This is a genomic window from Gemmobacter denitrificans, from assembly GCF_036964905.1.
GTDB lineage: Bacteria > Pseudomonadota > Alphaproteobacteria > Rhodobacterales > Rhodobacteraceae > Gemmobacter > Gemmobacter denitrificans.
Genome location: NZ_JBALHR010000001.1, coordinates 614,992 through 632,967, shown reverse-complemented (window position 1 = coordinate 632,967; position 17,976 = coordinate 614,992). Strand labels below are relative to the sequence as shown.

The following is a 17,976-nucleotide window of genomic DNA, read 5'->3' as shown; positions in this document are numbered from 1 at the left end:
GCAGGTTTGGGGGATGACTCCGAAAGAGACCGATCTTGTGATCGAGGGCTGGAACCAGGCCCAAGCTGGCGACGGCATGCCTGCAGCGCCGACCATGGACGAATTTGACGAACTTGTGAGGCGCTATGGCTGACGCAAACCTTGAGCGGATCACGATACTGCTGCAGGCGCGGGATCGTGATTTTGCCCGTGCGATGGACCGCAACAACAAGCTGATTGCAAAGTTCACGCGCGATGCTGAACAGGGCACCACGCGCATGTCGAAGAAGGTCCAGCAGAACCTGAATGCCATGTCGTCGTCGTTCAAGGGCTTTGCAACAGGGTTTGCCGGTGGCATCGCGGGTGGCTTGATTACATCTGCCTTGGGTGCGCTCAATACCGATCTGCGCGGAACTGTTGCCAGCATTGCCCAAGTGGGGGATGAGGCGAAACGCTCTGGCCTGGGGGCTCAAGCATTTCAGGAATGGGCATATGTTGCTAAGCAAAACCGGGTCAGCATTGACGCGTTGGTCGATGGCTTCAAAGAGCTGAACCTGCGGGCAGATGAATGGATCAGCACCGGGGCTGGGCCTGCAGCAGAGGCATTCAAGCGGATCGGTTTCAGCCCGGATGAATTGAAGGCACGCCTGAAAGACCCGTCTTCGCTTATGCTGGAAATTATCGGCAGGCTGCAGCAGCTGGATAAAGCTGCGCAAATCCGCGTCGCAGATGAGGTTTTCGGCGGCACGGGCGGCGAACAATTTGTCCAATTGATTGGGCAGGGGCGCGAAGGTCTGCAGGGCCTGATTGATCGCGGTTATGAAGTCGGCGCGGTCATGGACGAACAGATGATCGTTAAGGCGCAGGAACTGGATGCAAAGTTCTCAGATGTAGAGACGCGGCTTTCTTCTCTGTGGAAGACTGGCGTTGTCGGCGCTGCAGAGTTTTTTGGGTTCATCGAGGCGGAGCGGGAAAGGCTGCAATTCAACCCGGACGAAACCGCCAAGGCATTCGGGCGCGGCACCGCAGAAGCTCTTTCCGGGCTTGGTGAAATTGACCAAAGCGCGCTTGAAATCATCGAGGATACCGCCGCAGAGATTGAAGGGCTGTCTGCAGCTGCGACCAATCTTCTGCCAGCCCTGAATGACGCTGCCGTGATGTTGCGCGGTATGGGCGATGAGGCCGGATCGCAGCAGCTGACCGATCTGGCATTGCGCATGGCTGACGCTGTTGCCGAATTTGAGGCGGGCACAATCACCGGCGAAGAGTACGCGGCCCAGCTGGCAGAAATCGGGGCCGAGGCTGAAGCCAGTTTTGCCGCTATGAGTGATTTGGACCGGGCAAGCCTGGCGGGCGTGATCGGGCAGGTTTCGGCGCTCCTAAGCTGGGTTGGCCGACTGCCGGGGGCAATTGCTGCCGCGCGGAATGAACTTTCATCCATCGCCATGATGGACACTGGAACGCCGCTGACTTTGAGCGATGGGCCCTTGCTGCCGCAGGAGCCAAGCCTTGCCCCAACAGATGCTGTAAGGCCCAAAGCGCGGCCTTTTGAACTTGGCGTGCCAGATTTGCCGCGCCGGTCGGGCGGTGGTGGCGGCGGTCGGGGCGGCGGTGGCGGATCGCGCGACCGGTTCGGCGATAGCCTGAAGGACTGGCGCGTTGAAGCCGAGGGTATATTGGCCGAGGCCGAAGCCCTGAATTCGCTGGCACTGTCATTCGACGAATACGGCATTTCGGTCGATGTGGCGCGGCGCAAGGCCGAACTGCTGCAAGAAGCCAAAGAGGCGGGCAAGGAAATTACACCGGCGCTGCGCGCTGAGATCGACGCACTGGCGGCCAGCTATGCCAATGCTTCCGTTGAATTGGAGCGCGCGAAGGAACGTCACGACGAATTCAAGAGCGCTGTTGAACAGGCAAAGGGCACCTTGAGTAGCGCGTTTGTCGGGCTGGTGACCGGGGCAAACAGCTTCCGCGATGCTCTGGGGAACGTGCTGGGCAAGCTGGCTGAAATGATGGCCATGAAGGCTTTTGAAAGCCTGTGGTCTGGCGGGCTTGGTTCTGCGACCGGCGGGCTTCTAGGTTTCCTTGGCTTCGCTTCTGGAGGCTATACCGGGCCTGGGGCGCGTAATCAGCCAGCTGGGATTGTTCACAAGGGCGAGGTGGTGTTTTCGCAGGATGATGTCGCTCGGGCGGGCGGCGTTGCGGCTGTAGAGGCGATGCGGCGCAACGGCGTGTCTCGGGCAATGGCCCCGGCGTCTGCGTCGTCAGCTATGGCGGCGCAACCGATCACCGTGACGGCCTATACCGACGAGGGCGTGATCTTGAATATCGCGGGCGCGGCGGCTGTGCAGCAGATCAACCGCGCTGCCCCTGGGATCGTGCGCCAATCGGTGCAAGCCACCGGAAGCGCCATGTCCAGAAGCAAATCATTCGGAGCGCGCCGGTAATGCCAAATGTGTACGCATGGCCGCCGGTCGGCATCCTGTCTCTGGGGCTGACCGAGGACGCCCCTACCGATGTGCAGCGGTCACTGATCACCGGCAAGCGCTATGTCTCGGCATCGCGTCGCAAGCGGCGGGTGGTAAAACTGACGGCATCTGCCCTTGCGCGGGGCCGGTCTGGCGCTGGCTACATGGAAAACCTAAAAACCCTTCTGGATGGCGGGGTGCATCTGGTTCGGCTGGATATCGGCTATATCAACTGGTGGCTGGATCGTCGCCCGCAAGAGTTGGTCGGGGGTCAGTATCGCAATGCCCTGTATTCTGACCCGGTGACGTGGACAACCGAAACCGATCCGAGCTTGTCATGGACGAACGGCGGCGATGCGGTCACTTGGTTCACAGGGCGCGTGCTGCAGGGCACGGCTGGCACCGCAGGCGGCTGGAACGTGCTGACGGTCACCAATGCGCCACCGTCGCGGCTGATCGCGCGGCCCGGGGATTTTGTTACGCTCTACAGCCCGATTTCCGCCACCACAGGTAACAGGGCCAGGGTGATGACAGAGGCATATTCGGACGCCAGCGGCAACGCCACAATCCGGCTGATGACCGCGCTTTCCGGCTCTGGTCGGGTGAACATCGGCACGGCAGATGAAGGTGTGTTCGAGGTTGTCGAATTCCCTGACGTGCAACAGCCCGTCGCCGGGGATTGGGTTTTCCCGTGGGCATTCCGCGAAGTGTTCGAGGACGAGACCGACACATGGACGGAGGTTAACCCGTGGTAGCCCTAACCCGTGATGTGCCGTCAGCGATGATGACCGCGCTGGCAGGGACGTTCTTCCCGGTGCTGTTTGTCTATCTGGATTGGCCGGGCGGTGCGATCCGCGTTCACAGCAGCAGCGGCACAATCACCTGGGGCGGCTATGATTGGGATGGCGTTGGGCAATTTGGCAGTGTGAGCCTGCCGGGCGAGTTCGGCGGCATGGTCAACACCGAAGCGCAACTGTCGCTCATGGGCGACCCGGAAACGCTGGACGAGCACACAGACGCGGCAATCCGCAACCGCGACGCGGTGATCTATTTCGGGTGCCTGACAAGCCGGGCCGGTTCGACGCTGGTTTCCGATCCTGTCGTGGCGTTTTCGGGCCAGATGGACGTGTTTTCGCTGGATGTGAGCGAGGCCGGGCATGCGGCTGTCGTGTCTCTCATCACCGGCCCGGGCGCGCGGCGTGACGCGGCGGTTTACCACAGCGATCAAGACCAAGCGTTGAAATTCCCGGGCGACACAGCCGGGCGCTTGCTGGCCTTGGCCGTGGCAAATGCGCAAAAAACCACATGGCCGGAATCCTGACGCCCGCGCAGGTTTTCGAAGCCTGCGACCGGATCATGGCCGGGCCCTTGGTGTGGGGGCTTTCGGATTGCACCGCTGCGGCCTGCGACGTGTTTGCCGACCTGCATGGCATTGACCCTATGGCCCCATTGCGCGGGGCTTACGCGGGGCCGGGTGCTGCGCGGCGGATCATCCGGCAGGCGGGCGGCATGCTGGCTCTGGGGCAGGCGCTGGCGGCCCGGGCCGGGCTTGTGGAGTGCCACGCGGTGCCGGGGGCTATTGGCATCCTGCCGAACGCGCGGCGGCATGTGGCGGCGATCTGCATAGAGCCTGGGAAATGGGCGGCCAAAACCGCCGATGGATTTGCTGTTACCGATGGAGCATTGACCGCATGGCGCGTCTGATCATCCTGTCCCTGATTGCGGTCTTGTGCGCAGCGCCAGCGCATGCCGACCCTCTGACGGCGATCTTCGCCTTGACTGCCAATGGCGTGGGCTTTGGCGCGGCGGCGTGGGCAGTGCTGGGTTCGTCAATCACGCAGCTTCTCGGGTCTTTTGTCCTGTCTCAGATCGGTTTGGCCCTGACCAAGCCCAAGGCGCAAAACCTTCTGCGTGAACTGCAGCAGCCGAACGCCCTCCCGGTGTATCGCTATGTTTACGGCACCACGCGGGCCAGCGGCACGCCTGCGCCTCTCAGGGTCAAGGGTTCCATTCTTTACGCCTGTTACCTGTTGAACAGCCGCCCGTCCGTGGGGCCTTTCACGGTTCTGTTCGACAAGCGCGAGGTAGAGCCGACGGGCGACCCCTACGATTTCACCGGCAGCGGCGGGGCGACTGCGACCAATGATCCGTTTTCCGGCCATGTGAAATACTGGATCGGGCGAGGGGAACAAACATCGCCCCCGGCCCAAATCCTGAGCGAGGCCCCGGAACTGTTTGAGTCAACGGACGGCTGGCAAGGTCGCACCGTGCTTTGGGTGCGCTTGGACGCTGGCAAGAGCAAAAGCCGGGCTGACCGGTGGCCGTCTGCCCCGCCCGAGGTGCTGGTGGATGGTGATTGGTCTTTGGTCTGGGACCCGCGCGACGCTGGGCAAGACCCTGACGATCCGTCAACGTGGGAGTTTTCGAACAACGCCGCGCTTTGCACGCTGGATGCTTTGCGGCAAAACCCGCTTGCGGCCTATGATGACCGCAACGTCTGGCTGGATACCTTCGAGTGGGCCGCCGATGTGTGCGACGATGGGGTGGCAGTCAAGGCGGGGGGAACGATACCGCTGGCAGCCAATGGCACGCTGGCTTTTGCCGAAGGGTCCGAGCTTGAGGACCAGCTTGAGCCGTTGCTGACGGCTGGCGGCCTGCAGTGGGTGCGTGCGCGCGGGCAGCTTGGGGTTATCCCGCCTGTGGCGCAGGATATCGCCCTGACCATCACCGACATTCTATCCAACGGCCCGGCCCGGTTCTCTGCAGGTGCGTCGCGTGACAGCCTTGCCACGCATGCGGCGGGCAAGTTCGTCGCGCCTGATCGTGAATATGAACTGACCGATCTGCCGGTGTTCGAAATTGACGGGGCATTGGCGGCAGATGGCGGGCTGCAACGCCTGATCCAGCCGCAGTTTGACATGGTGACCGATCACCGTCAGGCCCAATATCTGCAGGCCATCCTTGCGCGGCAGCGGCGGCGTCAGCGCACCATGACGGCCAGTTTCCCGCCAGAGGCCTTTGACGCAGTGGCTGGATCCTGGGTCGAACTTGATTTGCCGTCGCCATGGACCAATCGGAGCGGCATTTATCAGGTGGAGAGCATCAGCCCGGTATTCACCGATGACGAGGCTGGCGTGGTCTGCCGGATCGAGGCGACCTTGCGCGAAATCAGCGCCAGCCTTTACGACTGGACGCCTGCCGATGACGAGCAAGACGTTGAAACATACGACCACGACGCAACCGTGACCACTCTTGAGCCGCCCGGCGATATCAGCACCACGTCCGGCGCTGATGTGGTGATCGAGGCATGGGGAGAGGTGCGGCCCCGGGTACGGTTTCAGTTCGACCCGTCTCCATCGCCTTCGGTCATCCAATACGAATGGCAGTGGCGCGAAACTGGTGGCGACTGGACCGATGGCGGCGTAATTGATGCGGAGGTGCAGGACGGCTTTGATCAGGTTTTCGGGTTCCTTGACAATGTGTCGGACACGGAAACCTATGAAATCCGCGTCAGAGCACAGGCCCCGGGCAAGGTATCGGAATGGGTGACTGAAACCGCGATTGTCGTCAGCACTGGGGTTCCGCGCTGGCTGGCTGATTGGGAAGACGCGATTTACCAGATCAACCGGGCTGACATTTTCGACCTATCCGAAATCTACACGCTGACCCGGGCGGGATCGGCCACCTATGTCGATGCCTCTGGCGTGTTGCAGACGGCAGCCAGCAATGTGGCGCGGCTGGATTATGCGACCGGCACGCGGGCGCTTCTGGTCGAACCTGCCGGGGCGAACGCCTGGACCTATTCGCAGGAGATAGACAACGCGGCATGGACTAAGACGAGGACCACGGTCACGGCGAATGCGGGCAATGCGCCGGACGGCACGGCGACGGCTGACAAGATGGTGGAGGACAGCACCACGGGCCAGCACTATGTGCGCCGGGCGCGGACGTTTGCCAGCGGCACAGCGGCGCATTTCAGCCTGTTTGCCAAAGCGGCGGGCCGGTCATCCATTCGGGTGCGCTGTTCCGGCTCTGGAATGACCACGAGAACCGCAGACGTGAACCTGTCCACGGGCGGCGTCACCATTGTTGCCGGTGCACCAACTGTCACAGCCTATGCGCTGGCAGATGGCTGGTACTGGATCACGTTCAGTTTCACGCCGAACGCCAGCCCAAGCGGGTTCTTCGATGTGTTCTTGCTGAACGCCACCGACAGCTACACGGGCGACGGGTCATCCGGGGCGCTGATCTGGGGCCTGCAGGATGGCGCAGGCAGCTATATCGCAACGACCGGCAGCACCGGCCCGCGGGCGGCTGATGTGATCGCCATGCGGGGCTTTAGCGGTGTGCTGGACTTGGTGGCAACTTATGGCGACGGCACCACTGAAAGCTTTGCCGATGTAGCCGTGACGCCGGGCTTCTGGCCCGCCCTGACGCAGACACGCATTCGCCGCTTGGTCGGCACCCCCTAACCAAAACGAGGTCAACGATGACTGACTACGCCCTGCCGGTAACCGGCACCGGGACTTCGCAGGCTGCGTCTGTGGAGGATCACGATGAAGAGGTAAACCGCCGCATTGATGAAGCTGTAGCGGCAGAGGCGACGGCCCGCGCGGCGGCAATTACGACCGAAGCCACGGCTCGGGCCGCTGCTGATACGGCGCTTGACCTGCGGCTTGACGCCTTGGAAGCGGCTGGAAATGTCGAAACCGCCGATCTGGCAGACGCGGCGGTCACTACTGCCAAAATCGCAGACGGCGCGGTGACCAATGCCAAGCTGGCGGACATGGCGCAGGCCACGATCAAGGGCCGCGCTTCGGGGGCTGGCACTGGCGATGCGCAGGACCTGACCGCAGCGCAGGCCCGGACAATCCTCAATGTGGCGGACGGTGCAACGGCAAACGACACCGACGCGAACTTGAAGAACCGCGCGAACCATACCGGATCGCAGGCCATCAGCACGGTGACCGGGCTGCAAACCGCGCTGGACGGCAAGGCTACGACTGCGCAGGGCGACCTTGCAGATAGCGCAGTCCAGCCGGGCGACGATGTTTCTGTGCTGGCCGAAACGTCCACAGCCAAGATCATGACCGCAAGCGAACGCACGAAGCTGGCAGGCATCGAAGCCGGGGCGCAGGTCAACGCTGTTACATCTGTGGCCGGTCGCACTGGCGCAGTGACGCTGGTTAAGGCTGACGTCGGGCTGGGCAATGTGGACAACACCAGCGACGTGAATAAGCCGGTCAGCACGGCGCAGGCTGCGAATGACCGCGAGGTCGGCCTGTCATCTGGCGACATGCTTGCGCAATCCTCGGTCGCCTATGAAATGCTGAACGGCGCTGTTGAAATCAGCGTGTCGGGCCGCCGCGTTGGGATGACCATTGGCGGGTCGGTGACGGCAGCGGGCAGCTATGTGGTGCCGCGCCTGACCATTCACCCGGATGACGCCGCGCGGCTGGCTGGCAAGACAGTGCGCATTCGCACGGTGATGACCGCGACCGAGGACTTCGTGTCGGAAAAGGGCTTTGGCGGCAATGCTGTTCGCGTTGAAATGCAGGACGGCACGACGCTGACCAATGCGGGCACCGCCATCACCCCGACCCAGGCCGGAACCACCATCACCCGTGACATGACCTATGTCATGGTTGGCACGGAACGCACCATCGGCGCGACCATGCAGATCGGCGGCGCGGCAACGGCGGTGGGCACGGATCATTCGTTCCAGATCACCAGCGTTTCCTGGGAGGTGCTGGCCTCTGGTGCCGATGCACCCACGGCTGGCGATACCATGCTGGAGGCGCGGCAGGCGCTGGCCGTCACGCCTCTGGCCGGTGCGTTCGATCTGCTGACCGGGATCCCCCAGACGTTCAACGGGGCGACCAAGCGCTACGACGCCCGTGGCCGCGAAATGGGCGTGACCATCCCGACCGGGCAGACGGGCCAGACTACGATTCTGCAGCATGCCTTGCAGATCGGCCCGCATGAGCGCGACAATCTCGCAGGGGCCACCATCCGCGTGACGCTGGGTTACACCACGAGCGCGGCTTTCGCACGCACGTTCACGGTGAACATGCAGGCGCGCGGGCTGGATGGCAGCTATGACGCCTTGACGGCTTCGAACGTCCAGAATGTGCAGATCAGCAGCACGCGGCGGCAGGTCGAGTTCACCTTTGTCATGCCGAGCGATGCGGCAGACCTGCGCCCGTGGCTGCAATTCACCAGCAGCAGCGCGGCGGTTGCCGATGAGCATATCACGCTGACCGATTGCGCCTATTCTGTTGACCGGCAAAGCGGCGATCTGATCCGGCGCGGGGCCGAGACTGCCGCATGGGGCGACGCCATCGCCCGGCGCGTGGCGGCGGCGGACGGGATCGGCGGCGCTGTGGGCTATGGGCGCGGGGTTGGCATCGTTCTGGACGCGGCGGATTATGCCAGCGTGCAAGATGCGCTTGACGCGGCATCGGCCATGGGGGCACCGGGGCAGGTTGCCGCGGTCAATCTTGAGGCCACCACCTATGCCGAGCGGTCTTTGGACGGGCTGAACGGCGCTGACCATGTGGCGCTGATCGGCGCGGGCATCGGCAAAACCATCATTGACGGCACGCTGCCCGAGGATACCGCGATTGCGACCATCCAGGCCACCAGTACAGTCGATTTCGATGGCGCGCAGGAAATGCGCGGGATCACGGTCATCGCCCAAAACCAGCGCTATGCGTGGCACTTGGACGCGGTGAAGACCAAGCCGGATACCCTGATCCGCGCCTTCGGCTGTGAGTTCATCCATCGCGGCAACGATGACGCGGAAAGCTACAACGGCGGCGTGACCGGCGAAACGACCACGGGCCGGGTGACATGGGGCAGCATGCACGCGGTTGGCTGTGGCCTGTCGTCTGGCCAGCGTGCGGAGTTGATCGACTGCATTGCGCGCGGCCCTCGGGCCGGGGTGCAAATCCACAACCAGCTTGGCTTTGACAAGCCGTGCGAGGGCGTTCTGGATGGCTGCGACCTGTCGGCGGAGTGGGTGGCCTATTGGCCGCTGCTGATCCAGTCGAATGGCTCTGGCACGCCTGACAAGGTAACCGTGCGCAATACCGCGCTGTCGGGGCGTATCCGCATGGATGCCGTGCCGTGGTTCCCGGCTGACCTGAGCTATCAGCCCGCCAATCACATGGAGTTCACCTTGACCGGTTCGGGCAACAGCCCGTGCGCTGTCGATGTGGTCGATTTCGGGCGCGCCTTGCGGATCACCAGCGCGACCACTGGCCTGTCGTCATCTGTCGAAATCGGCGGATCGGCGGCGGCGCTGATTTTTGGCGACGTGACCACCATCGCGGGTGACGTGGGCCGGGCAGGGGCCGCCTATGGCTATCTGGACATTCAGGACGCCACCGGGGTCGGGCCATCGTCTGACACGTTCATCACCGGGCTTGGCAAGCGCTTGGGCAACCGGGCCTCTCTTGGGTCGGTGACGCTGACGGTGACGGTTGACGGTGGCAGCCCGATCAATGTGGTTCTGTCTGGCGACTATTCGGCTTCCAGCAACTCGACAATCCTCGGCATCATCAACACGGCCCTGGGATCGGCTGCAACCGCGTCCGAGTTCAACGTGGGGGGCACCTATCGCCCCATGTTCACGGATCAGGAACGGCGGCTGAAAAACACCGATACGACCACGATACTGCAGGGCCATGCGCTGGCCCGTGGCGCGTCCGACCGTCAGGTCAGGCTGATGACAAGCGCCGATGCAATGGACCTGTTTGCCGGTATCGCGCTGGAGGACATTCGACCGGGCGAGTATGGCCGGGTGCAGCATCGCGGCTGGATCGCCCTTGGCTGGGTGCTGCGCAAATCTGGCGAGGGCAGCACGATCAACCTCGGCGACTCGTTCAACATTGACGCCGAAGCGCCGGGCCGGATCACCCGCATTTCTGGCGATGCTGGCATCCTGAAATGCGTCACGCCTTCGCTCGGCGCATCCCTGACCACCCTTGAAATCGCAAAGTAAGGAGCGAACATGACCAAACTTCCCGACAACGGGCGCGCGCTGGTTGACGAAACCCAGGCGCTGCTGGCACAGACCAAGGATGCGCTGCGGCAGATCGGCCAGAACATGCGCAAGCTGAGCCGTATGGACCGCGAGGCGGGCGAACTGCAGGCGGCCAATGCTTCCATGCGGCTGGAAGGCGCGGCGCTGGAGTGCCTTGGCAAGATCACGCAGGCCCATGCCGATGCCTCTGACGCGCTGCTGGCGTATCACGCAGAGGACGGCGAAATTGTTGTCCTCGGCGGGGGCGGCGGGCGCTGATGCACTGGACGCAGGCGGTTTACATCGGGCTGCTGATCGCGGCGCTGGCATCTAGCTGGCGTCGTGACTGGTCGGCCATGATCGCGCTGGTCATGGTGGCAAACCTCGGCGCGACAATGGCGCTGGCAGGTGATCCGCTGTCGGTCGGCGTCATGGATGCCGCCTGCGCTTCTGTGCTGCTTCTCGGCAATCGCCGGGCACTGATTCTGGCGACGCTATTTAGCGTCATGATCCTGATTTATGTGTCAGCATGGGCGTTTAGCTGGAAAAATTCGACAACTTACACGATAATTGACCTCATCGCTTATGTGCAACTCGGGGTCATCAGTGGGCTGGATAGCGGAATACGGCGTCGCGTTCGGGCTTTTGCTCGACGCGGTGCTTTGTCTGCTGGTCCTGAGACGCAAGGGGGTCACGCTACTGTCGGCGTGGCGCGAGTTTCTGCGCAGAGCGAGATAACCCAATGAGCGGAGCCAATACCGCGCTGATCGGCGCGGGCGGGGCTGCACTGGCTGCTGTTGCCGGTGGGCCTCTCACAGACGTATTCAACGAGCTTGCCTTGGCCCTTGCCATCATGGGCGCGGGCGGGGGCATCACCCGGGGGCTGGCAAACCGGCTGCCGTGGCGCGAGGTGGTTCGAGGCGGAGTAATCGGTGCGTCCTTGGCATTCGGGATAGGTGCGCTTGCCCCAAAAGCCTTGGGGGTTAATGTCGAGGGCAGCACAGTGTCAATTCTCGCAGCTTCGGCCTATCTGCTGGGCTTCCTGCAAGACTTCGTTGTCGCATTCCTGCAGGATTTTGCGGTGGCGTTTCTGAAAAGCAAGCGGGGTGGCAAATGATCCGCCGTGAAGCATGTGACCTGCGGCACCAATTCCGCAATGCGCTGATCCTGGCACCGCTGGTTTTCGCCGCGCTTTACTGGCTGGCATGGCCGCACATCGCGCCACCGGTCAAGACCGAGCAATCCGAACGGGAGTGATCCACACATGAATGAAGCCATCAGGGAGCTGCAGGCCGCGCTTGGCTTGCGGGATGACGGAGTATTGGGGCCTATTACCACGCAAGCCATCATCGAAGCGGCAAAGCTTGGGCGGCTGTCAGTGACGGCAGACAACCCGCTGGCCGCCCCGGTCGGGGTGCCTGTGCTGAATGACCGCAGCGAGGCAAGCTTGCGCGGGGTTCACCCCGATCTGGTCCGCGTTGTTCGCCGGGCCGCCGCGCTTTCGCCCGTGCCATTCACGGTGATCGAGGGGCTGCGCACCAAAGAGCGGCAAGCGAAACTGGTGAAGGCCGGGGCGTCCAAGACCATGAACAGCCGCCACATCACCGGCCATGCTGTCGATCTGGTGCCGCACCGCCCGGACGGCAAGATCGCGTTTGACTGGCCCCTGTATCACAAGCTGGCCCCGGCCATGAAGCAAGCCGCCGCCGAATTAGGCGTGGCGCTGGTCTGGGGTGGCGACTGGCGATCCTTCAAGGATGGGCCGCACTTCGAACTTGACCGCACGAAATACCCTGGCTGAAAGGAGCCTGACATGGACTTGGTTTACATTCGCCTGATCGCCTATGCGCTGTCGATGCTTGCCGGGATGATTCCCGCTGCGTGGGCAGGCTGGGCCAGCTATGACGCGGTTGCCGGGACGGTGACGGTCAGCATCGAGGGGCTTGCGGCTGCGGCTGGAGCCGGGCTGGCGATGAGCGTGGGGATCTTCAAACGCTGGGGGCGGTGATGCGTCGCCGCTGGCCCTTGCGGCGCTGGTGGGGGATTCACAGGCCAAAGCGGGTGTGATATGAAGGGTTGCGGGAACGGCGACATGCCTCGTCGGCGCGTAGCTCAGTCTGGTTAGAGCAGGGGCGGCATGGCCCTAGGCAATGGCTCAAATCAATTCGCGCAACCCGCATCAGCCTTGCCGGTGGGCTTTATCACCGGCACCGCTTTCTGGCGGTTGATGGAGATGCCGCGCTGATCACGCTGGCGAAGGGGTGAGCGCGCTTGCGGTACAACACACTCCACCAAGCCATCAACCACCAGAGCGCGGCATCCGTCAAAGGTAGGAGTTGGGTCATGGCCCACCTCCGCGCTCTGGCTCAGTGGGGCAGCCATACGCCCCGGCGGCCACAGGGATACTGTGGCAGGTGTATCGGCACCTAAACGGCGAGGGCCACGCATGACGTGGAAGTGGGCCGACCGATTGCAAGCCCGCTGGCTCACCCCGGCGGGCTTTGTCATGTCAACGGATCGCGGCTTTTCGAACATGACCGGGGCGACGTGTTAACGCGAATCTGCGGGACACATTGCAGCTAACCCATTGATCCGCATTAGCGCCTGTCGAACCAGTGCGGGACATGCTGTCTTTGATTTTGCTGGATTTTTTGCGGTAATGGTGGGCCGTGACGGACTCGAACCGCCGACATTCTCGGTGTAAACGAGACGCTCTACCAACTGAGCTAACAGCCCCCGTGCCTTCCCTACTCCATGCGGCAGCACACTGCAAGAGCTTGCAAGATGCGATAAGATCGGAATTTAACGCATTGTCAAATAACATAAAGTGGCCTGCTGCCGGTTTTTCGGACAGCAGGTTAAGCTAGCATAGCGCGGGCTTCGAACTCCATGAGGCTGATGTAGCCCAGTTTCGAATGACGTCTGCACGGATTGTAGAAGCGCTCGATGTAGTCGAACATGTCGGCACGGGCTTCGTCTCTGGTGCGATTGACCTTATGGTTGGTCCCTTCGACTTTCAGCGACGAGAAGAAGCTTTCCATCGCGGAATTGTCCCAGACATTGCCGTCCGGCTCATGGAACAGGTGGTGCCGTTGTCGGCCAGCAGGCGCTGGAGCTGCTCGCTGGTGTATTGCGTCCCTGGTCCGAGTGATGGAGCAGCGCGTCCGCCTTGCCGCGCCGCCAGACGGTCATCATCAGGGCATCCTTGACCAGCGTGGCGTCCCGCTCGGCCTTCATCGACCATCCCACGACCCTCTACGGGAAAACAGATCCAGCACGACCGCCACATACAGCCAGCCCTGGGCGGTCCAGATGCAAGTAATGTCAGCCAACCACTTCTGGTTCGCGATCCGCTTCGAAATCCTGGTCGAGGATATTGTCGGCGATGACCGATCCTTTGCCATCGTTCCCGGGCTTTCCGCGCCGCTTTGGGCGTGCTTTCAATGCATTCTGGCGCATCAGCCGCTCGATCAGGTGTTCGAGATTGATGACCCGGATTGTCCTGGGGGGCGAACGCATGTTTTCAACCTGCACCAGCTCTTTCCGGATCGTTTCGAGCCTGAAGATGGATGGTGACTCAAAGCCAATGAGTTTGACTGGATGGCTGAGAACGTGGGGACAAAATGGAACCCGCACACCCAAGCCGTCCCTTGACGGAAATACCTGGAACCGGCAGATGCGTGCCGATATGGCCGAGATTGCAACGCTGAAGAAAGAGGTCGCGCGTCTTCGTGCGGAGCGTGACATCCTGAAGAAAGCGGCAGCTTTTTTCGCGCGAGAGGCGACATGAGGTTCGCCTTCATCGCCAAGCATCGCCACATCTGGCTCGTCAGCTGGCTGTGCGATGCGCTGGAGGTTTCGCGGTCGGGCTTCCACGCTTGGTTCAACCGCCCGACCAGCGCCCGCGCCGGTGTCGCGGCGTCGGGCCTTCCTTCGGACCAATGGCAGTCAAGCCCTCCATCCCGCATCCAGCGACGAAGGACGCTCTCGGCCACATCCAGGTCACGGGCAGCCTGTGCCACCGCGACACCCCGATCCGTCACTACCCTTACAGCCTCGATCTTGAACTCACGGCGGAACTTCCGTCTCGTCATATCCACTCTCCAGTTCCTTGCTCACGATCTTATCTTCGTGTCCACGAAACCGGCAGCAGCTCAGGCGACTCAACTTTGCGCTTGTCCTCACAAGAGAGGGTCAATATACGGGGCAGCGGAGATGTGGCCGAGTGGTCGAAGGCACACCCCTGCTAAGGGTGCAGACGGGGAACCGTCTCGAGGGTTCGAATCCCTTCGTCTCCGCCACTTGCCCCCGCGAAAGCGTTCTCCCGATCCGGCTGCGGCCAGATTTTTCCGTTGTTTTCGAATGTTATGCGGGAGGGCCTGAGCACTGGCCCCTGCGCCAGGAGGCCCGGAAGTGGTCTCTCAGGGCCGACATTCTCTGGACCTCATGACTGCCAAGTTCCAGTGCTGAGCTCTTATCTAATTGATTTCATTTGAGCTTCCTGAGGTTGCCCTGAACACTTCGCTTTCTGTGCCATTCGCGAATTGGAACAGAAATCGAACATATCCGGCGCACCACTAGGCGTTGATGTCTTGGAATTGTGGCGCCGTCAGCCGTCGGCCTTCGACGGGTTGCGCCTCAGCCCGGTCGCCAGTTAGGGTCCTATGGCGGCAACAGCGCCCGTTCTGCTGGTGCGAGGGCATCGATCCGGGCCTTGCCGAGTTGTCGACAACCGGCAAGTTCAGTCAGAAAACGCACCCCTGACACGCCTGCGGGGAGTGGTGGCCTGATGGCTGGGATCACGCTCATATCGTGCATCCGCAGAGAAGAGGTCGCACGGGCTAGGTCGAACGACCAGCCCAGCGCCGACTGCATATCTCGCCCGAGTGTGTCGGCCACCGCGGTGCGAAGCTTCAGTATGAGGTCGTGACGCTCGATCCGCGCCTCGATATCGGAAACAAGCTCTGCAAGTGAGAAACCGCCTGCGGCCGGCTGAACGACCAAAGAGGATAGAACCCCTGTTGTACCTGGTGGTGGATTTGCCTGCACGAAGGAGACCTCATGTACCCGGCGGTCCGTGGTTGTAGCCTTCGCGTCCAAGCGAAGGGAGCCCACGGCGAAGTCATAGCGCTCGTCTTGGTCTACGCGCCAGGCGCGGACAGCTGATGCGGGGTCAGTTGCGGCCCGGATAACGAGCAACTCGCCAGCCAATCCGACCATGTTCTTCCTTGGCGTTTTGGCGAGCCGCTGAAAAAGGTCCACTAGGCGGTCCACAACCTCGGCAACTGCGGCCACCGTTGGATTGGGGCCGAGTGTCGCGGCGAGGAACTCCATCGTGGTGAGAAAGTATCGCTCGGCGGCACGTTCCTGAGACCTGCAAGAGACGACCGTCAGATTCTCAGTCCGGACTTCGCGGTCGCGCTCTTCAATGCGACAGGCGACGCCGAAGCGCGCCTCGATACCCGCAAGGACCAGCGGCACCCGATTTGAGGCCCCAGTGGTCCGGATCAGCAGCGCTGCGCAGCCGGAGTTGTCCCGCCCCACATAGTAGGCTACTTCCTTTGGTGCCGCGGCGACGCTGAACGTACCAGCCTGATCTGGCCTAGGAAGCCGTTCAAGCTGAGCAGGCAATTGACTGATCAATCTTCGACTTCCTGACCGGCTTGCAGTTGCACTAGCCATTCCTTCGCAAGATGTGGGGGAATGTGGATCGCCAGAAGTGGAACTGCAGCAGCCTCAATCGGCCCTCGATCTGTGTAAGACAGGTCGAAGCGATGGAGCTGGATGGTCGGCCGGTCATCCATCGCAAAGGCCGAGGCGCCCGGATAGTTTCGGCCGCCGCCTGCAAGACGGGTTGGACCCTGCTGGAAGCCCTTTTCGAGAGTACCCGACGTGGAGACAGTTCGCCGAGAGCCGCTTGCGTTGGGTCGCATCCGATAGACTGCAACCATCGTCTCCGGGGCCTGGCGTAGAGCTTCTCCCAGCGTCACAAGCATTCCAGTAAACTGAGCGGTATCTCGAGGATCCTCTAATTTGTAATCCGCAAGCATGTCGATGGCTGCAGCAATTGGCACCTCCCGCGCGACGAAGTGCCTTTGGCTGTCCTCAATCGACTGGTATGTCACGATATCCTCGGCGAAATTGAACGCCTACCCGATTGCCTATCCGCGCCCGTTGGCGCTGGTCGCGGTTCGGGTCAAGGCAACCCACCAGCTGTCGGGGGCGCTGGACAATTTCAGCGCGATGGCCACCCGCGTCTGCCTAGACTGGGACCATGTGTCGGGCAGCTGGATCATCCGGGCCACGTCAAACCCGGCCAGCCTGTTCCGCTTCGTGCTGCAATGCCCGTCCAATCCCAAGCCGGTGCCGGATAGCGGCATCGATCTCGATCTGCTGGCAGACTGGCATGAGTTCTGCCGGACCCGGGGCCTGCATTACAATCGCGTCCAGGATCAGGCCGGAAGCACCCTGCGCGATGTGTTGACCGAGGTCGCCGCTGCAGGCCGTGCATCGCCGCGCCATGATGGCCTGAAATGGGGTGTGGTGATCGACCGCCCGACCGGATCGGCGGATGGGGTGCAGTTCCAGATCGAACCCGGGCCGGGTGCCGTCCAGCCCTCGATCTACAAGGTGGATCACCGGCTGTCCGGCGCTCCGGATTGGGTCACCCTCACGCTGCCTGTGGCATCGGGCGGGGGCAGCCTGTCAGGATATGCGGCCGGGGCCGTGATCGAGATGCGGGTCGGGGGCCAGAGCTATGCCGGTATCGATGGCCCCTGTAGCAGCGTGGTCACGGTCACGATCGGGGCTGGCGATGCAGATATCCCTGAGGCGATCAGCACCGATGACGTGACCGTGACGACCACGCTGGGCGGTGCATCGGTACGCGTTTCGGTGGGCGATGCCCGGGCAGCCCAGATCCAGATCTACAGATCCGGGTCCGCGACGTTGAACAGGGCCACCGATGCCGTGGGGGCACCTGTGGCAGTTGCAGCGCCTCAGGTCGTGACGGTCACGGTCGGCGAGACTGGCAAGTCCAGCACCATCACCAACGGCACCTTTGACAGCGCTACAGGCTGGTTCCTGGGCGGTGGCTGGTCCGTGGCGGGCGGTGTGGCCAGTCATGCAAAAGGCTCAACGGGGTCTCTGGTCCAGTCGCAGACGCTGGTCTCGGGCAAGTGGTACCGGATGCGCTACACCGTCTCGGCGCGCTCTGCTGGCACGGTCACTCCGGCCCTGCAGGGGGGCACCAAGCGCTTCGGCACCGCCCGCATGGCCAATGGCACCTATCTGGACCGCATTCAGGCGGTCAGTGGCAATACCGGGATCGGGTTCGATGCCTCTGCCGACCTCGTCGCCTCGATCGACAATGTGACTTTCTATCAAGAGACCGCCGCCTGCCTTGCGCAAGGCACCCATTACCTTTGGGTCGAGCCGCAGAACGCTGATGGCGTTCCCGGCCCGGCCACAGGGCCTTTCACCATCACCGTTACCTGAGGAGCA

At 62.4% G+C, this 17,976-nt stretch carries 15 protein-coding genes, 2 tRNA genes and 2 pseudogenes; 14 read left to right on the top strand and 5 right to left on the bottom strand.

Annotated elements, in window-relative coordinates; genetic code table 11:
* Positions 1–125: 125 nt before the first annotated feature.
* Genes V6590_RS03010 through V6590_RS02955 form a run of 12 tightly spaced genes read left to right on the top strand, consistent with a single transcriptional unit; the run spans position 126 to position 12,481 of the window.
* Positions 126–2,426, top strand: coding sequence for a phage tail tape measure protein (locus tag V6590_RS03010; RefSeq protein ID WP_335419279.1), 2,301 nt, complete (start codon positions 126–128; stop codon positions 2,424–2,426).
* The gene (locus V6590_RS03005) at positions 2,426–3,202 is read left to right on the top strand and encodes a hypothetical protein (protein WP_335419277.1); all 777 of its coding nucleotides are present in this window, start codon (positions 2,426–2,428) and stop codon (positions 3,200–3,202) included. The genes V6590_RS03010 and V6590_RS03005 overlap by 1 nt, the downstream gene beginning before the upstream one ends.
* Positions 3,196–3,768: a hypothetical protein gene (locus V6590_RS03000; RefSeq protein ID WP_335419274.1), complete on the top strand. Its 573-nt coding sequence runs from the start codon at positions 3,196–3,198 to the stop codon at positions 3,766–3,768. The genes V6590_RS03005 and V6590_RS03000 overlap by 7 nt, the downstream gene beginning before the upstream one ends.
* The gene (locus V6590_RS02995) at positions 3,753–4,151 is read left to right on the top strand and encodes a DUF6950 family protein (RefSeq protein ID WP_335419271.1); all 399 of its coding nucleotides are present in this window, start codon (positions 3,753–3,755) and stop codon (positions 4,149–4,151) included. Before V6590_RS03000 ends, V6590_RS02995 begins: the two co-directional genes overlap by 16 nt.
* The gene (locus tag V6590_RS02990) at positions 4,139–6,919 is read left to right on the top strand and encodes a phage head spike fiber domain-containing protein (protein ID WP_335419269.1); all 2,781 of its coding nucleotides are present in this window, start codon (positions 4,139–4,141) and stop codon (positions 6,917–6,919) included. The genes V6590_RS02995 and V6590_RS02990 overlap by 13 nt, the downstream gene beginning before the upstream one ends.
* Positions 6,920–6,936: 17 nt before the next feature.
* A complete protein-coding gene (locus tag V6590_RS02985; protein WP_335419267.1) occupies positions 6,937–10,452 on the top strand; it encodes a hypothetical protein in 3,516 nt (1,171 codons plus the stop codon).
* 9 nt (positions 10,453–10,461) lie between these two features.
* Positions 10,462–10,752, top strand: a complete 291-nt coding sequence (locus V6590_RS02980; RefSeq protein WP_335419264.1) for a hypothetical protein — start codon at positions 10,462–10,464, stop codon at positions 10,750–10,752.
* Positions 10,752–11,219: a hypothetical protein gene (locus tag V6590_RS02975; protein ID WP_335419260.1), complete on the top strand. Its 468-nt coding sequence runs from the start codon at positions 10,752–10,754 to the stop codon at positions 11,217–11,219. The genes V6590_RS02980 and V6590_RS02975 overlap by 1 nt, the downstream gene beginning before the upstream one ends.
* A complete protein-coding gene (locus V6590_RS02970; protein ID WP_335419256.1) occupies positions 11,216–11,590 on the top strand; it encodes a hypothetical protein in 375 nt (124 codons plus the stop codon). Before V6590_RS02975 ends, V6590_RS02970 begins: the two co-directional genes overlap by 4 nt.
* On the top strand, positions 11,587–11,730 hold the full coding sequence (locus tag V6590_RS02965; protein WP_335419253.1) for a hypothetical protein: 144 nt from the start codon (positions 11,587–11,589) through the stop codon (positions 11,728–11,730). The genes V6590_RS02970 and V6590_RS02965 overlap by 4 nt, the downstream gene beginning before the upstream one ends.
* Before the next feature lie 7 nt (positions 11,731–11,737).
* Positions 11,738–12,274, top strand: a complete 537-nt coding sequence (locus V6590_RS02960) for a M15 family metallopeptidase (RefSeq protein WP_335419250.1) — start codon at positions 11,738–11,740, stop codon at positions 12,272–12,274.
* Positions 12,275–12,286: 12 nt separating this feature from the next.
* Entirely contained in the window at positions 12,287–12,481 is a 195-nt protein-coding gene (locus tag V6590_RS02955; protein ID WP_335419246.1) for a hypothetical protein, read from the top strand.
* 652 nt (positions 12,482–13,133) lie between these two features.
* On the opposite strand, the gene V6590_RS02950 is transcribed toward V6590_RS02955, so the two are convergent.
* The 3 genes and pseudogenes from V6590_RS02950 to V6590_RS02935 all read right to left on the bottom strand — a co-directional run.
* Positions 13,134–13,209, bottom strand: a tRNA-Val gene (locus V6590_RS02950).
* A 122-nt stretch (positions 13,210–13,331) separates the two neighbouring features.
* Positions 13,332–13,950, bottom strand: a pseudogene (locus V6590_RS02945) (IS3 family transposase); the annotation flags it as partial.
* Positions 13,951–14,420: 470 nt separating this feature from the next.
* A pseudogene (locus V6590_RS02935) lies at positions 14,421–14,567 on the bottom strand (transposase); the annotation flags it as partial.
* A gap of 117 nt (positions 14,568–14,684) precedes the next feature.
* Here V6590_RS02935 and V6590_RS02930 point away from each other — a divergent pair.
* Positions 14,685–14,774, top strand: a tRNA-Ser gene (locus V6590_RS02930).
* 361 nt (positions 14,775–15,135) lie between these two features.
* Here the strand turns inward: V6590_RS02930 and V6590_RS02925 are convergent.
* Both V6590_RS02925 and V6590_RS02920 read right to left on the bottom strand, forming a co-directional pair.
* Positions 15,136–16,116 (bottom strand): PD-(D/E)XK motif protein, encoded by a 981-nt coding sequence (locus V6590_RS02925; RefSeq protein ID WP_335419243.1) that lies wholly within the window; start codon positions 16,114–16,116, stop codon positions 15,136–15,138.
* Entirely contained in the window at positions 16,113–16,523 is a 411-nt protein-coding gene (locus tag V6590_RS02920) for a hypothetical protein (RefSeq protein WP_335419241.1), read from the bottom strand. Before V6590_RS02920 ends, V6590_RS02925 begins: the two co-directional genes overlap by 4 nt.
* Before the next feature lie 4 nt (positions 16,524–16,527).
* Between V6590_RS02920 and V6590_RS02915 the strand changes: the two genes are divergently transcribed.
* A complete protein-coding gene (locus V6590_RS02915; protein WP_335419238.1) occupies positions 16,528–17,970 on the top strand; it encodes a hypothetical protein in 1,443 nt (480 codons plus the stop codon).
* Positions 17,971–17,976 lie beyond the last annotated feature (6 nt).

What these genes read in the sequence shown, in the direction of transcription:
- V6590_RS02970 (WP_335419256.1), top strand. Translation starts at nt 11,216, where the DNA reads ATGAGCGGAGCCAATACCGCGCTGATCGGCGCGGGCGGGGCTGCACTG.
- V6590_RS02985 (WP_335419267.1), top strand. Translation starts at nt 6,937, where the DNA reads ATGACTGACTACGCCCTGCCGGTAACCGGCACCGGGACTTCGCAGGCT.
- V6590_RS02990 (WP_335419269.1), top strand. Translation starts at nt 4,139, where the DNA reads ATGGCGCGTCTGATCATCCTGTCCCTGATTGCGGTCTTGTGCGCAGCG.
- V6590_RS02960 (WP_335419250.1), top strand. Translation starts at nt 11,738, where the DNA reads ATGAATGAAGCCATCAGGGAGCTGCAGGCCGCGCTTGGCTTGCGGGAT.
- V6590_RS03010 (WP_335419279.1), top strand. Translation starts at nt 126, where the DNA reads ATGGCTGACGCAAACCTTGAGCGGATCACGATACTGCTGCAGGCGCGG.
- V6590_RS02915 (WP_335419238.1), top strand. Translation starts at nt 16,528, where the DNA reads ATGGCTGCAGCAATTGGCACCTCCCGCGCGACGAAGTGCCTTTGGCTG.
- V6590_RS02980 (WP_335419264.1), top strand. Translation starts at nt 10,462, where the DNA reads ATGACCAAACTTCCCGACAACGGGCGCGCGCTGGTTGACGAAACCCAG.
- V6590_RS02995 (WP_335419271.1), top strand. Translation starts at nt 3,753, where the DNA reads ATGGCCGGAATCCTGACGCCCGCGCAGGTTTTCGAAGCCTGCGACCGG.
- V6590_RS02975 (WP_335419260.1), top strand. Translation starts at nt 10,752, where the DNA reads ATGCACTGGACGCAGGCGGTTTACATCGGGCTGCTGATCGCGGCGCTG.
- V6590_RS03005 (WP_335419277.1), top strand. Translation starts at nt 2,426, where the DNA reads ATGCCAAATGTGTACGCATGGCCGCCGGTCGGCATCCTGTCTCTGGGG.
- V6590_RS02920 (WP_335419241.1), bottom strand. Translation starts at nt 16,523, where the DNA reads ATGCTTGCGGATTACAAATTAGAGGATCCTCGAGATACCGCTCAGTTT.
- V6590_RS02955 (WP_335419246.1), top strand. Translation starts at nt 12,287, where the DNA reads ATGGACTTGGTTTACATTCGCCTGATCGCCTATGCGCTGTCGATGCTT.
- V6590_RS02965 (WP_335419253.1), top strand. Translation starts at nt 11,587, where the DNA reads ATGATCCGCCGTGAAGCATGTGACCTGCGGCACCAATTCCGCAATGCG.